Annotated in this window: 12 protein-coding genes and 1 pseudogene; 6 read left to right on the top strand and 7 right to left on the bottom strand. The window is 64.4% G+C overall.

The window, feature by feature from the left end; all coding sequences use genetic code 11:
* Nucleotides 1-64 precede the first annotated feature (64 nt).
* The 4 genes from CXY74_RS06560 to CXY74_RS06545 all read right to left on the bottom strand — a co-directional run bounded on the left by CXY74_RS06560 (nucleotide 65) and on the right by CXY74_RS06545 (nucleotide 3,699).
* Nucleotides 65-1,609 carry a PTS ascorbate transporter subunit IIC gene (locus tag CXY74_RS06560; RefSeq protein ID WP_104199689.1) on the bottom strand — a complete coding sequence of 515 codons (1,545 nt, stop codon included), beginning with the start codon at nucleotides 1,607-1,609 and terminating at the stop codon, nucleotides 65-67.
* Nucleotides 1,610-1,655: 46 nt separating this feature from the next.
* Complete coding sequence (locus CXY74_RS06555) at nucleotides 1,656-1,928, bottom strand: PTS sugar transporter subunit IIB (protein ID WP_104198216.1); 273 nt, start codon at nucleotides 1,926-1,928, stop codon at nucleotides 1,656-1,658.
* Nucleotides 1,925-2,404, bottom strand: a complete 480-nt coding sequence (locus tag CXY74_RS06550; RefSeq protein ID WP_104199688.1) for a PTS sugar transporter subunit IIA — start codon at nucleotides 2,402-2,404, stop codon at nucleotides 1,925-1,927. Before CXY74_RS06550 ends, CXY74_RS06555 begins: the two co-directional genes overlap by 4 nt.
* A gap of 134 nt (nucleotides 2,405-2,538) precedes the next feature.
* Nucleotides 2,539-3,699 (bottom strand): ROK family protein, encoded by a 1,161-nt coding sequence (locus tag CXY74_RS06545; RefSeq protein ID WP_104199687.1) that lies wholly within the window; start codon nucleotides 3,697-3,699, stop codon nucleotides 2,539-2,541.
* Between the two features lie 50 nt (nucleotides 3,700-3,749).
* On the opposite strand from CXY74_RS06545, the gene CXY74_RS06540 reads away from it, so the two are divergent.
* Nucleotides 3,750-3,989, top strand: coding sequence for a hypothetical protein (locus CXY74_RS06540; protein ID WP_104199686.1), 240 nt, complete (start codon nucleotides 3,750-3,752; stop codon nucleotides 3,987-3,989).
* A 115-nt stretch (nucleotides 3,990-4,104) separates the two neighbouring features.
* Here the strand turns inward: CXY74_RS06540 and CXY74_RS06535 are convergent, their stop codons facing one another.
* Nucleotides 4,105-4,314 (bottom strand): hypothetical protein, encoded by a 210-nt coding sequence (locus tag CXY74_RS06535; RefSeq protein ID WP_104199685.1) that lies wholly within the window; start codon nucleotides 4,312-4,314, stop codon nucleotides 4,105-4,107.
* Nucleotides 4,315-4,402: 88 nt separating this feature from the next.
* Between CXY74_RS06535 and CXY74_RS06530 the strand changes: the two genes are divergently transcribed.
* Nucleotides 4,403-5,056 (top strand): hypothetical protein, encoded by a 654-nt coding sequence (locus CXY74_RS06530; protein WP_199183161.1) that lies wholly within the window; start codon nucleotides 4,403-4,405, stop codon nucleotides 5,054-5,056.
* Between the two features lie 185 nt (nucleotides 5,057-5,241).
* On the opposite strand, the gene CXY74_RS06525 is transcribed toward CXY74_RS06530, so the two are convergent.
* Complete coding sequence (locus tag CXY74_RS06525; RefSeq protein WP_104199683.1) at nucleotides 5,242-6,003, bottom strand: IclR family transcriptional regulator; 762 nt, start codon at nucleotides 6,001-6,003, stop codon at nucleotides 5,242-5,244.
* Between the two features lie 192 nt (nucleotides 6,004-6,195).
* On the opposite strand from CXY74_RS06525, the gene CXY74_RS06520 reads away from it, so the two are divergent.
* The 4 genes and pseudogenes from CXY74_RS06520 to CXY74_RS06505 all read left to right on the top strand — a co-directional run bounded on the left by CXY74_RS06520 (nucleotide 6,196) and on the right by CXY74_RS06505 (nucleotide 12,707).
* Entirely contained in the window at nucleotides 6,196-7,011 is an 816-nt protein-coding gene (locus CXY74_RS06520) for a hydroxypyruvate isomerase family protein (protein ID WP_104127448.1), read from the top strand.
* A 16-nt stretch (nucleotides 7,012-7,027) separates the two neighbouring features.
* Entirely contained in the window at nucleotides 7,028-7,927 is a 900-nt protein-coding gene (locus CXY74_RS06515; RefSeq protein ID WP_104199682.1) for a 2-hydroxy-3-oxopropionate reductase, read from the top strand.
* 16 nt (nucleotides 7,928-7,943) lie between these two features.
* Nucleotides 7,944-9,722, top strand: a complete 1,779-nt coding sequence (gcl, locus tag CXY74_RS06510) for a glyoxylate carboligase (RefSeq protein ID WP_104199681.1) — start codon at nucleotides 7,944-7,946, stop codon at nucleotides 9,720-9,722.
* A gap of 50 nt (nucleotides 9,723-9,772) precedes the next feature.
* Nucleotides 9,773-12,707: pseudogene (locus tag CXY74_RS06505) on the top strand (FAD-binding and (Fe-S)-binding domain-containing protein).
* Between the two features lie 154 nt (nucleotides 12,708-12,861).
* Here the strand turns inward: CXY74_RS06505 and CXY74_RS06500 are convergent.
* Nucleotides 12,862-14,655 carry an L-lactate permease gene (locus CXY74_RS06500; protein ID WP_104199680.1) on the bottom strand — a complete coding sequence of 598 codons (1,794 nt, stop codon included), beginning with the start codon at nucleotides 14,653-14,655 and terminating at the stop codon, nucleotides 12,862-12,864.
* Between the last annotated feature and the right edge of the window lie 125 nt (nucleotides 14,656-14,780).

Here is a 14,780-nt window from a genome sequence, read left to right as displayed (position 1 = left end):
CGAGGCTGTACCCGAAGAGGGGCCGCACCAATTGGCGCAACCCCTCTTTGGCCAGCCTCGACGACTACGCCGGCTTGTCGGCCAGCTCGGCCGCCGCGGCCGCACGTGCAGCTTTAGCCTCGGCCTTGGCTGCGGCCGCGGTTGCCTTGAGGTCGGCGTCGATCGCGTCGACGAACGCAGTGTGCCTCCCACCGGGCAGCCAACCCTTGTTGACGACCTTCACCTGGAACAGGCAAGCTGTGAGCACCAGCACCACACCGATCAACACGGTGAGAAGCACACCGATGGCGGTGTTGTCACCAGACAGGCTCACACCGATGAGCGCACCGAACCAGCCGAAGTCGGTGTCGCCGAAGGTGCTGTTGGCGAAGCCGAAGCTACCCAGTACCAGCAGCAGGATGGCGGGCAGGATGGTGATGAGAATTCCATTGACGAAACCACCGACCATGGCACCGACGCGACCACCGGTGGCGTTGCCGTAGACACCGGCTCCACCACCCGTGAAGAAGTGGGGCACCATGCCGGGCAGGATCAGCGCGAGACCGAACACCGGCCCAAGCCAAATGGCCAGCACACCGAGGCTGAGCAGGCCGCCGGCGAAAGACGCGAGGAACCCGATGAGCACGGCGTTTGCCGCGAAGGGGAAGACGATCGGAATGTCGAGCGCCGGGCGCGCGCCGGGAACAACCTTCTCGGCAATACCTTGGAAGGCGGGCACGAGCTCGCCGAGAATGGTACGCACACCATAGAGAATGATGGCCACACCCACACCGAACTGCAATGCCTGGGCGAAGGCAGCCATGATGAACGCGCCGGCATCGATGGAACCGAAGGTGCCGAGGGCATCCGCTCGAGGAAGGGCGATAAGGCCCCAGATGGCGAAGACCATGTAGATGGCAACCATCGAGACCGAGGTGGCCACCATGGAGTCACGCAGGAACCGCAGGTTCTGCGGAAAGTCGATGTGCTCGGTGCTTTTGCTGCGCTTGCCGACAGCCTGGCCGACGGCACCGGCGGCGATGTAGCCGAGGGTGCCGAAGTGGCCAATGGCGATGGTGTCGTCGCCGGTGATGCGCTTGGTCCACGGCTGGGCGAAGGCCGGCATGACCACCATGATCACGCCGAGCAGGCCACCGCCGATGACGACGACGAGCCAGCTGAGCTCGGAACCGAAGCCAACCGAGAGCACGACCGCGAGCATCATGGCCATGAAGACCATGTGGTGTCCGGTGAGGAACACGTACTTGAGCGGTGTGAACCGGGCGAGCAGAAGCATCACGATGAATCCCACCACGAGCACGTAGGCGCTCGTCGCTCCGAATTCTTCGGCCGCTAGAGCGGTGATGACCTCGTTGGTGGGGATCACGCCCTGCGCGCCGGTGACCTTCAGAATAAGGTCCCCGAGGGGGGTCAGCGAGGCAACAACCACGCCGGCACCGGCGCCGAGAATGAGAAAGCCGAGGGCTGCCTTGAGGCTGCCGCCAATGATGGCGCCCGCCGGCCGGCGCAAGGCGATGAGCCCGACGGCGGTGATGATGCCCACGAGATAGGCCGGCACATTCAAAATCTGCTGGCCGATGAAATCCAGAATGACTAAGAACCACTCCATGTCGGGGCGCTTCCTCTCTTACTCAGTCGTGCGGTTGAAGAACGGATTATTCGAGTGCGCTGGTGAGCTTTTCGGTGATCTCGTCGAGGTCGAAGAAGTTGTCGATGACGATGACCTGGGCCTCGACGTCGCCGATTTCCTCGGCGAGCTCTTCGCTCGTGAGCACGATCTCTGCGTCGCGGGCCATGCCGCGGGCCACGCCGATATCAGCGGCCTCAACGTCGGCGTCGATGCCGAGAGTGCGCAGTACCTTTTCGGTGTTCATTTTCAGGAGAACGGATGTGCCGATCCCCATTCCGCAGACCGCGATGATCTTCATGACTGTGCCTTTTCTGTGAGCAGTTCGGGGTTGGACAGGAGAGCGAGCACCTCGGCGGGCGAGCCGGCAGCTTTGAGCGCGACGAGCAGGTCGGAGTTCATGAGTACCCCGGCGAGGGCCTGCATCATCTCGAGGTGGCCTTCATGGTCTGGGGCGGCCAGCCCGATGACGAGCGACACCGGGTCGTTCTTCTTGTGACCGAAGCTCACCGGTTCTTTGAGGGTGACCCAGCTGAGCCCGGCGCGCAGCACGGAGGGCGAAGGCCGCGAGTGGGCGATGGCCAGGCCGGGCGCGATGACGATGTACGGGCCGAGCTTATCGACGGCGGCGATCATTTCTGCCGTGTACTCGTCGGTAGTGACGCCACCAGCCACGAGCGCATCGCCGGCCAGGGTGATCGCAGCCTGCCAATCAGCAGCGACGACGTGCGTGCGAACGGACGCTTGGTCGAGGTTGGAAGCGAGATTGGCTGCCATGCGGTGACTCCTGATTCCGGCCTTCACACTGCAAGACCACATCGTCTGCGCCAAAATACTTGGTGCCGTGCCCCGAGCCTAATGCGAATTCGAAACTTTTGTCTACAAGTGATCCAAAGTCGAGGCGACAGACTCTAACGGGTGAGACGGCTGATGCGGTCGGCGTCGAAAAGAGCATCCTGGGCAATGAGCGAGGCGCCCAGCACACCCGCCTTGTTCCCGAGGCGACTCGGCTCCACCGTGAGGCCGGAGCCGGAAAACGCGCGCGCCTGCGCCAGTAGCGCCTCGCGCAGCGACGACAGGTAGGGGTCACCGGCCTCGGCCAGCTGGCCACCGAGGACGATCATGGCGGGGTTCAGAAGCCCGGCGACGTCGACGAGGGCCTGCCCGATCTCGGCGCCGGCCGCCGCGAGCAGTCGTTCAGCGTCGGGTGAACCCATGCGCGACAGCGCCACGATGTCGCCGGTGGTGCGAACGCGATACCCGAGGGCATTGAGCTCGCGGCGAATGGCATAGCCGCTCGCGACAGCCTCGAGGCAGCCGTTCTGCCCGCAGCTGCACTGCTCGGCGCCAAAGCGATAGCTGTGTGAGAAGTCGCCGGCACCGCCGCGGGCACCGCGGTAAACCCGGCCGTCAAGCACGAAGGCGCAGCCGATTCCGAGCCCCATCTTGAGCACGGTGAGGTCCTGGTGCTCGGGCCAGCCGAGCCGGGATTCCGCGACCGCCATGATGTTCACGTCACGGTCGACGGCGAAAATTGCAGTGAAGTCGGCCGGAAAATAGTTCTGCACGAGGACGTCGTTCCACTGCTCGTCGATCTGGGGGGCAGCGAGCCGGCCCGTGGCGGCATCCACTGGACCGGGTACGCCAATGCCGATCCCCCGCACCTCGGCGCGAGTCTTGCCGAGCTGGCGCAGCAGATAGTCGAAGACCTGGTTGGCCCAGGTAAAAACGGTGTCCGGGCCTTCACAGAGACCGATGTCGGCTTCGTCTTCAATGAGGATCGTCGAAACCAGATCGGTGACGGCGACGCGGGTGTGCGAGCCGCCGATATCGACGCTGAGGAGCAGGCCGGCGTCTTTGTTGATCGCGAAGCTTTCGGCCGGTCGGCCGCCGCGCGAGTCACTCTGGCCGGCCACGATGATGATGCCGGCCGCGAGCAGTTCGTCGAGCCGGCGAGCCAGCGTGATGCGTGACCAGCCCAGCTCGTCGATCAGTGCCGGCCGGGTTGTGGCCGTGCCCGCGCGAATGAAGTCGAGCACAACGCCCGACCCGGTCGACATGGCGTGCGCCACCGGAACTCCTCTGATTGACTTAAGTATATTTATATACCAATGTGTGAAGTATGACTGGGAAACCTCGCCGTGTCACCATCGATGTCGATGTTGATCGTGCCGCTGAAGCTCGGGCAGTGGCCGCCGCTGTGGAAATGGCGATCGCCGCGCGCAAAGAGGCTGCCACGTTTACCCCCGCATCGAGCCTGCTCGACCACACCGTCTGGGCCGTCGCTGGCGCCGGCTGCCTGCAGGAGGGCGTCTCGGCCGAGGCTTCGAGCCTGGCCGGCACGCTCTGTCTCGACAATTGAAATAGAGCTCCTTAGCGCTCGTGCATGCCACCGTGCTGGACCATTCCCCTCAGCGTGTAGCGAATAATTCGAAGCCCCACCCCGCCTACCGTGTTCGTGACCGATTGCATCGACGTCACAAAGCAAACCAGGGAAAAATACCGGCACTTCGACGCACGACCTGGTGCGTGACTCCACGAGCCGATGCGATCTCCTCCCGGCTTGCGCCCAGTGCGTGGGCGTGCAGCACGTAAAAATACTCACTGTCGTCGATGTCGCGGCCGGCTGCGGCGACTGCGCGCAGGGCCACGAGATGGCCGATCGTGTCGCTTGTTGTTTCACCCACTCCGTCGGCATGGATTGACGTTTCACTTGATGTCAAGAGACGTTGATGTTTCTGAGACGGATGCCGCACAACACCTACGATCGAAGCTATGGCACTTCTTTACGACGCCGTTCTGCGGCCCTCCAAGTCTGAGCTCATCGCCGCGTGGGCACCGACGCAGACGTGGTTCGTCGGCGACGCGGCGGCCACCGTCGAGCGAGTCGCATCGTTTCGCTTCGACGACCCCGACGGCGAGGTCGGCGTCGAAACGCTCCTGCTGCGATTTGGCACCGGGCCCCTTCTGCAGATTCCCCTGACCTACCGCGGCGCACCGATAGATGGCGGCGAGAACTGGCTCATCGGCACCATGACGCACTCCGTGCTCGGTGACCGCTGGATCTACGATGCCACCGGCGACCCGATCTATCTGGCGACGGTTGCGACCGTAGCCCTGAACGGCGGGCACGAGGCCGACCAATTCGAGCAGCTCGACGGTGACCTTATTCCGGTCGCGTCGAGCGCCGCCGTTCGCGGCAACGGCATCCCCGAAACACCAGTTCCGGAACTTTCTGCGACCATCGAGACCACCTCGACGGCGGGCACCACGATCGCAACGGCCGGCGCCCTGCGCGTAACCGTCGTGCGGGTACTCGACGGCACGTCAACGGCGCCACGCAGGAAGGACACCGCCACCGTCACCGGCATCTGGTCCCAGCAATCCGCGCCCCAGGTGCTCGTAACGGTCACGGTGCTGCCGGACTGACACTCACCTGCAGGCACGAGCATTCGCTCTCGTACCCAGCCAGATGCTGCGGCTCGCCGCCGAGCGCACCGGTCGCCCCACCTTCGTTGCCGTGACCGCCACCATCGGCGGGGTTCGGCGGGCTAGAGCGACAGGAATGGGTGCGTCCGAGCGGAGGTGCGGTGCGACACCGCACCCGAAGCCACTTAGGCTGCGGGGTTCAGGTCCAGAGAAATGGAGTCCGCAGCGGCGCGCAGCGCGGGAATGGCACGCTGCGCAAACGCATCATCGACCCGCGATACCGGCCCGGACACGCTGATGGCGGTGGGCGTCGGCGCATTCGGAACCCCCATCGCGAAGCAGCGCACACCGAGTTCCTGCTCGCCATCGTCGATGGAGTAACCGCGTTCCCGGATTCGGGCCAGGTCCACCAGCAGATCATCCACCGTTCCGATGCTCATGGCCGTGGGCCTCGGCATGCCTGTCCTGGCCATAATGGCGCGCACGGCGTCATCGCCCAGCTGCGCCAGGATCGCCTTGCCGACCCCGGTGGCGTGAGTGTGCGCGCGTCGGCCGACCTCCGTGAACATGCGCATGGAGTGTTTGGACGGAGCCTGGGCGATGTATAGCGCCATGTCGGCATCGAGAACGGCCATGTTCGCCGTCTCCCCGAGCTGATCGACCAGCGAACGAAGTTGCAGGCCGGCGAGGACACCAAGCTGCTGGCTTGCTGCCGTTCCAAGACGAATGAGTCCGGGGCCCAGGGCGTACCGCCGATTGGCGAGCTGGCGGATGTACCCCTTGGCCATCAGCGTGCGCAGCAGCCGATGGATGGTGGGCAGCGGCAGGTCGGTAGAGGCCGCGAGCTCACTCAGCATCACCTCTCCACCGGCAGCCGTGATCAGCTCCAGGAGCTCGAAAACCCGTTCCACCGACTGCACACCGCTACCAGCGCCGCGTTCCGCCATCTGCCATTCTCCAGACCGTGTGTGACAACAGATTTCTGCACTGCGAAAATCGTCGCCGGGTTCTTCAGAGTACACAGCAGTTGACGCGGGGCCGCACCGACCCTATTCTTTTCGTATAACAGAAACTAACTTCCATAATACGAAATCATCTGGAACGAAGTCGCTGATTTGTCGACTCGAGCAAGGACGCCCATGCCGTACACCGTAAACTGCTCCATCCTGCTGACCGAGCTGCCGTTGCTCCAGCGCCCGGCCGCCGCCAAGGCCGCCGGCTTCGACGCGGTCGAGTTCTGGTGGCCCTTTGCCGCCGCGGTTCCCACCGAATCGGACATTGCCGACTTTGAAAACGCGATCACGGATGCCGATGTTCGGCTGACCGGTTTGAATTTCGCGGCCGGGGACATGCCGGCCGGAGACCGGGGCCTGGTCTCCTGGCCCGCCCGTTCCCACGAGTTCCGCGACAACCTGGCGGTCGCGGCCGGTATCGGCGGGCGCCTCGGCTGCACGTCCTTCAATGCCCTCTACGGAAACCGCATCGACGGCGTCACCGCCGAGGAACAAGACGAGCTGGCTGTCGAAAACCTCTCCCTCGCCGCGCGATCCGTCGCCCCGATCGGTGGCACCGTGCTGCTGGAGCCGGTGAGCGGTGCACCGAGGTATCCCCTGCGAACGGCGGCCGACGTGCTGGCCGTCATCGACCGGGTACGCGCCGAGACCGGCGACACGAACATCAAATTGCTCGCCGACTTCTACCACCTGGCCGTCAACGGCGACGACGTCGACGCTGTGATCATCGAGCACGCCCACGAATTCGGCCATATCCAGATTGCCGATGCACCGGGCCGCGGCGAACCAGGAACGGGCACGTTGCCGATTCAGGAGTGGCTCGCGCACAGTCAGGGGCTCGGCTACCAGGGCGTCATCGGGCTGGAGTACAAGACGGCCGCAGCGAATCCGTTTGCCTGGCTCGACGCTGTCCAACCGGCCACAAGCATCCACCACCAGTGAGAAAAGGACAACGAAAATGACCAATGTTGCCGTCATCGGCCTGGGAATCATGGGCCTTCCCATGGCGATCAATCTCGTCAAGGCCGGCCATAACGTCATCGGCTTCAACCGCAGTCCGGCACGGATCGATCAATTGGTGGCCGCGGGCGGCCGCGGCGCGGCCAACATCATCGCAGCCGTGCGGGAAGCCGATGTGGTGATCACGATGCTGCCCGACTCGCCCGATGTCGAGGACGTCGTCGGCGGCCCGGACGGCGTCTTCGCCAACACCCCCGCCGACGCCACCTGGATTGACACCAGCACCATCCGTCCCGACGTCACCGTTCGCCTCGCCACCGCCGCACGGGAGGCCGGCCTCAGAGCCGTCGACGCCCCCGTCTCCGGCGGTGAGGCCGGTGCGATCGAGGGCACCCTGTCGATCATGGTCGGCGGGGATGCCGCCGACGTCGAGGCCATTCGCGGCGTGCTCGACTCGATGGGCAGCACCGTCGTACACGTCGGTCCGGCCGGGTCCGGCCAGACGGTCAAGGCCGCCAACCAGCTCATCGTCGCCGGTACCATCCAGCTCGTCGCCGAAGCGCTCGTTTTTCTGGAGGCACACTCGGTTGACACCCAGGCCGCTGTCACGGTTCTAGCCGGCGGGCTGGCCGGCAATCGCATCCTGGACCGCAAGGCCGCCTCGATGCTGGAACGCCGCTTCGAACCGGGTTTCCGGGTCGACCTGCACCACAAGGACCTCGGCATCGTCACCGCCGCCGCCCGCGCCGCCGGTGTCGCCATTCCGCTGGGTGCGGTGGTGGCCCAGCTGATGGGCGCCCTGCGCGCCGAAGGCCACGGTTCGCTCGATCACTCGGCTCTGCTGTTGCTGGTCGAGCAGATGTCCGGCCGCTCACCCGTCGACACACCAACTATTTAGCTCCAAGGAGAACCACATGTCTAAAATGCGTGCAGTCGACGTTGCCGTCGCCATCCTCGAGAAAGAGGGAGCCACCCAAACCTTCGGCGTTCCGGGCGCCGCCATCAACCCGTTCTACTCCGCCATGCGCGCCCATGGCGGCATCGACCACATCCTGGCCCGCCACGTCGAGGGCGCTTCGCACATGGCCGAGGGATTCACCCGCACCAAAGCCGGCAACATCGGCGTGTGCATCGGCACCTCCGGACCGGCAGGCACCGACATGATGACCGGGCTCTACTCCGCGTGGGCCGACTCCACGGCCATCCTCTGCATCACCGGCCAGGCGCCGGTGAGCAAGCTGCACAAGGAAGACTTCCAGGGCGTCGACATCGCCTCTATTGCGGCCCCCGTCACCAAAATGGCCGTCACCGTGCTCGAGGCCGGGCAGGTTCCCGGCGTCTTCCAGAAAGCGTTCTATCTGATGCGCTCCGGCCGCCCGGGCCCGGTGCTGATCGACTTGCCCATCGATGTGCAGCTTACGGAAATCGAGTTCGACATCGACACCTATGAGCCACTGGCGGTGGTCAGGCCCGCGGCATCGGCTGCCCAGTTGAAGAAGGCACTGGCGATGCTGCTGCTGGCCAAGCGCCCAGTGATCATCGCCGGCGGCGGCGTGATCAACGCGGATGCCTCGGAGGAGCTGGTGCAGCTCGCCGAGGTGTTGAATATTCCGGTGATTCCCACACTGATGGGCTGGGGCAGCATTCCCGACGACCACCGGCTCGCAGCCGGCATGGTGGGACTGATGACCTCGCACCGCTACGGCAACGCGACCATGCTCGAATCGGATTTCGTACTCGGCATCGGCAACCGGTGGGCCAACCGGCACACTGGCGGCCTCGACACGTACACGAAGGGTCGCACCTTCATTCATATCGACATCGAGCCCACCCAGATCGGGCGCATCTTCTCCCCCGACTTCGGCATCGTCTCCGATGCCGGGGCTGCCCTTCGCGGTCTGGTTGAGCTGGCACGGGAATGCAAGGCCCAAGGCGGATTGCCCGATTGGGAGAGCTGGGTCGAGAGCTGCGTGCACCGCAAGAACACGATGCAGCGCAAGACCCACTTCGACAACCTACCGATGAAGCCGCAGCGCGTGTATGAGGAGATGAATCGGGCGTTCGGCACCGAGACCCGCTATGTGACCACGATCGGGCTCTCTCAGATTGCCGGGGCACAGTTTCTGAACGTGTTCCACCCGCGGCACTGGATCAATTGCGGCCAGGCCGGTCCCCTTGGCTGGACGCTGCCCGCCGCCCTCGGCGTAGCGGTGGCCGATCCGACGAAAACGGTCGTGGGACTCAGCGGCGACTACGACTTTCAGTTCATGATCGAAGAACTGGCGGTGGGGGCCCAATTCCACATCCCGTACATCCATGTCGTCGTGAATAACTCCTATCTCGGCCTGATCCGGCAGGCGCAGCGCCGGTTCGACATGGATTATCAGGTGTCGCTCGCGTTCGAGAACATCAATTCGCCCGAGCTCGAGGGGTACGGCGTCGACCACGTCAAGGTGGCCGAGGGCCTCGGCTGCAAGGCCATCCGGGTGCGCGAAGCCGATGATCTGCAGGCAGCGTTCGCCCAGGCTCGGGAATGGATGGCCGAGTTCCGGGTACCCGTGGTCGTCGAGGTCATCCTCGAGCGAGTCACGAATATCTCCATGGCCGCCGCCGAGATCGACGCCGTGACCGAGTTCGAAGCCCTGGCTGAGACAGCGGCCGATGTGCCCACCGCGCTCTCCTTTATGGCCTGACTCGCCCCATTGACTGAGTGCACGTGCAATTCACGAACAAAGGAGTTCTTGTGAGTACAACAACCGTTAGTGCCCAGACCGGCAGTACCGTATTCGGAGCCCTCCGCGCGGCCGTGACCGATCCGGCCCGGGTGAAAACCCGGGCCATCGACCTCTACGCCAATGCCCACGATGCCTCGCACTTCCTGCTGATCCCGCAGGCGGTCGTGGTAGCCACGGACGCTGCGGAGGTCGGCGCGCTCCTGCGCGTTGCTGCCGCGCAGGGCGTACACCTCACGTTCCGGTCGGGAGGCACCAGCCTGAGCGGGCAGGCCATCACCGACGGGGTACTGGTCGATGTGCGTCGCAACTTCAAAAACATCGAGGTGCTCGACGGGGGGCTCCGGGTGCGGGTGCAGCCGGGCGCCACCGTGCGGGCCGTGAATACCCGGCTGGCCAAGTACGGCCGCAAGTTCGGGCCAGACCCGGCCAGCGAGTCCGCCGCTACCATCGGCGGCGTCGTGGCCAACAATTCCTCCGGAATGGCGTGCGGCACCGTCGATAACACCTACCAGACCCTCGAATCGGTCGTCGTGGTGCTGCCTAGCGGCACCGTCGTCGACACCGGTGCAGCGGATGCCGACGATCAGCTCCTCCGGCGGGAGCCGGTTTTATATAACGGCCTGCTCGAACTGGCACGGCGCACCCGGAGCAATCCGGCCTCCGTCGCCACCATTCGGCAGCAGTTCTCGATGAAGAACACCATGGGTTATGGCGTGAACTCTCTTCTGGACTTCGACCGGCCGGTGGACATGCTCGCGCACCTGATTGTGGGCAGCGAGGGCACGCTGGGGTTCGTGGCCGAGACGGTTTTTCGTACCGTGCCCAAACTGCCGCACGTGACGACGGCGCTGCTCGTGTTTCCCGGGCTCGAGGCCGCCACAGCCGCGCTGCCGGCCCTTGTGGCGACCGGCGCGGCCACCCTGGAACTGATGGACGCGTTATCGCTGACTGTGGGGCAGCAGATGCCCGGTGCCCCGGCCATCGTGCTCGACCTCGTTGTTCAGGAGCACGCTGCCCTCCTCGTGGAATACCACGCCGAGTCGTCCGAGAAGCTGGCGCAGCTGCTCGAGACCGGCATGCAGACCGTCAACACGCTGGATCTCACCCTGCCGGCCGATTTCACGACCGATGCGGGCATTCGCGGCCAACTGTGGTACCTGCGCAAGGGGATCATCCCAGCCGTGGGCGGCACCCGGCCGCAGGGTACGAGCGCCCTGCTCGAAGACATCGTGGTTCCGGTGCCGGCGCTCGCCCGCACCTGCATGGAGCTCATGCGACTATTCGCCAAGTACGAGTACGAGAACTCGATGATTTTCGGTCATGCCAAAGACGGCAACGTGCACTTCATGCTCACCGACGATTTCGGCAGCCCGACCGGGCTGGAACGGTTCAGCCAGTTCACCGAAGACCTCGTCGACCTCGTACTCGGCGAGGGTGGTTCGCTCAAAGCCGAGCACGGCACCGGGCGCGTCATGGCACCCTACGTGCAACGCCAATACGGCGACGAGCTCTATGACGTCATGCGGCGCATCAAGGTGTTGTTCGACCCGGCCGGCCTGCTCAACCCGGGTGTGCTCATCAATGACGACCCGAACGCGCACCTCAAAGATCTCAAGGCCATCCCTGCCGTGGCAAGTGAAGTAGATCGCTGCACCGAGTGTGGCTGGTGTGAACCGGTGTGCCCGAGCCGCAATGTGACGCTCACCCCCCGGCAGCGCATCGTGTCGCTGCGTGCAATCGAACAGGCCCGGCTCGATGGCAATCTCGCCCTGGTGGCCGAGCTGGAGAAGGACTACGAGTACGACGCCGTGCAGACCTGCGCCGCCGACGGCATGTGCCAGACAGCCTGCCCGGTGACGATCAACACCGGCGACCTCATGAAGCGCCTGCGCCGAGATGACGCCAATCCGGTCGAGAAGGCCATCTGGAATGTTGCCGCGAAGAATTGGGGCGCTGTGACCCGGGTTGCCGGCGTGGCCTTGAATGTGGTTCGCACGGTACCCGTCGGCGTCATCCTCGCGCCCAACAAGCTGGCCCGCGCCGTGCTCGGCACAGACGCCGTCCCCCTCTATTCCCCCGAACTGCCCGGTGGCGGCGCCAGCCGCAAACATCGGGCGGTGACGACTGCGCCCAAGGCACGCCCGTCCATCACAGTCGAAGAAAGCGAAACCAGACATGCGTAATCCACCGTCGGAAACCACCCGGCAGCGTACCCAGCCAACAAATGCGCCGCAGGCCGTCTATTTTCCCGCTTGCGTGCAAACAATGTTCGGTCCGGCCACCACGGGAACTTGCGGCGTGCAGGTCGGCTTCGAGCAGTTGTGCGAACGCGCCGGCATCACCCTTCTCGTTCCGGCCGGAATCGACGCGCTGTGCTGCGGCACACCATGGTCGTCCAAGGGCATGGCTGACGGGCTCGCCACCATGAGCCACAAAACCCTTGCCGTACTGCGTGCCGCCACCAATGAGGGCGCCCTGCCCGTCGTCTGTGATGCCTCCTCCTGCACCGAGGGCCTTCGCCACATCATCGAGGGCGATACCAGCGCGCGGCCCCTGACCGTCATCGACGCGGTGGAGTTCGCAGCCACCCACATCCTGCCGAGCCTGCCGGGGTATCACAAAATCGAGTCTCTGGCGCTGCACCCCACCTGCTCCTCGACCCGACTGGGCATCAACCCGGCCCTCGACACCATCGCCGACGCCATCGCCGAACGTGTTGAGATCCCGGAGAATTGGGGGTGTTGCGCGTTCGCCGGCGACCGAGGAATGCTCCATCCTGAACTCACCGCATCCGCAACCCGCGCTCAGGCCGCGGACGTCGTCGCCATGGGCGCCACCGCCCACGCCTCCTGCAACCGCACCTGCGAACTCGGAATGACGCGTGCCACCGGCAAACCGTATCGTCATGTACTCGAGATCCTGGAAGAGGTCACCCGGCCGTAGGCCCACGTCCCTGAAACCGGGGTTTGTGAGACATACCGCGGTGAACCAACCCGCTTCGTGTGTCTCACATTCTCCGGTTTTTTGTGCGTGCCCGGAACAACACAGCGGGCGACAACGGATGCCTCCGCTGCCGCCCGCTCTTCGGGTGACGGTACTAAACGTGTGTTGGTTCGGGGGCCAGCACGGCTGCCTTCTGGCGCAACATCCAGCGCACGATCAGCCCGAGCGTCGTCATGAGCAGCACGAGCATGATTGAGCCGAGGTTGAAGCCGAGGCCGTAGATGAAAATGAACGAGATCGAGCCGGCTGCTATGCAGTAGTACAGCGTGACCAGGATCGTCTTGCGCAGCAGGTCTCCCTCTCGGCCGAGCAGTCCCACCGTCGCCGAGGCTGCCACGATGTTGTGGATGGCGATCGGATTTCCGCCGGCGCCTCCTACAGCCTGTGCGACCACTACCTGCTCGGGGTTCACTCCGATGGCGTTACCGGTGGAGAACTGGAACTGGGAGAACGTGAGATTCGACACGGTATTGGAACCGGCGACAAACGCTCCGAGCGCTCCGATGAACGGGGCGATGAACGGCCAGGAACTGCCCGAGACGGCCGCGGCACCTTCGGCAAGAGTCACAGGCATGCTCGAGAGACCGGACGCGTTGAGGTCCGGCCCAGATTGGATCAGCACGCGCACGAGCGGCACGGCGAACAGCAGGGCCACGGCGGTTCCAGCGAGTTGCTTGCCGGAGACAGCCCAGGTCTCGCGAATCTGTCTGCCGTTCATGCGGTGAAGTGCATAGGCGGACAGTGACGCCAGAATGAGCAGGAAGGCTGGCGAGTAGAACGGCTGCACGGCGGTGGAGATGTCGGTGCCCAGAATGTTGTTGAAGGGGATGGTGATGCCGGTGAGAAATTCCTTGGCCGGGACGATTATTCGGCTGCCCACGAGGAGCACAGCCATCAGCACGTAGGGCGCCCAGGCACTCACGATACTTATGGGGCGAGCGGATGCGGCGGGTGCCGCCGCCGGCTCCATAGTGCCCATCCAGCGCGGGCTCCACGTGGCGCGCGGACCGAAGTCAAAGGTCTTCTTCGGCATCAAGAAGCCCTTGCTTGAGGTGAACATCACCAGGATGAGTCCGAAGAGGCCGCCGAAAAGCGAGGGGAATTCCGGGCCGAGGAAACGGGCCACGAGAACCGAGGGGATGGTCATGGCGACCGAGGCGTATAGCGCGAACGGCCAGATCGCGAGCCCGTCACGGAAACGGCGCTCGGGGCCGAAGAAGCCCGTGAGCATGCAGACGAGAATCAGCGGAATGAGCAGTCCCACGATCGCGTGGATCAACGCCACCTGGAATCCAATCGAGACCACGAACTCAGGCATCGTGACACCAAGTACGGAGAGGCGTTCGGCCACCGCGGGATCGCCGCCGAGTCCGCCGCCGACGCCCACAATGATGGGGGTGCCGACCGCACCGAAGCTCACCGGCGTGCTCTGGATGATGAGGCCCACCATAACGGCGGCCATCGCCGGGAAGCCCATCGCCAGCAGCAGCGGCGCGACGACCGCGGCGGGAGTACCGAAGCCCGAAGCGCCCTCGATGAAACTTCCGAACAGCCACCCGATGATGACCGCCTGGATGCGCCGGTCGGGCGAGATGTTGTTGAACCCGGCACGGATCCTGGACATCGCCCCTCCGACCGTCAGCGTCGACAGCAGCAGGAGGGCACCGAACACGATGTACAGCAGGGTTGCCGCGATGATCACTCCCTCGAGCGAAGCGGCGATGACTCCGCGAGAGTCCATCTTCCACACCACGAGGGCTACGATCACGGTCGCGATGTAGCCCACTGGCATGGCGTACTTGGCGGGCCATCGAAATCCGGCGAGCAAAATGCCCACCACCAGAATTGGTGCCAGCGCCAGAAGGCTCAGCACAGCGAGATTGTCCACGATTAGGTCCTCTCTGACCAATTTTCGTATGGTGAAATTTTAATATTGTGTTGTGGATGTCATCCTAGAGCGTCGCTTCATTCAGGGTCAACGGATGTGCCGTCTTTAGGCTCAGGGGATGACTG

It is taken from the genome of Cryobacterium sp. Y29 (assembly GCF_002929825.1).
Lineage (GTDB): Bacteria > Actinomycetota > Actinomycetes > Actinomycetales > Microbacteriaceae > Cryobacterium.
This window is presented reverse-complemented; position numbering and strand designations above follow the sequence as displayed.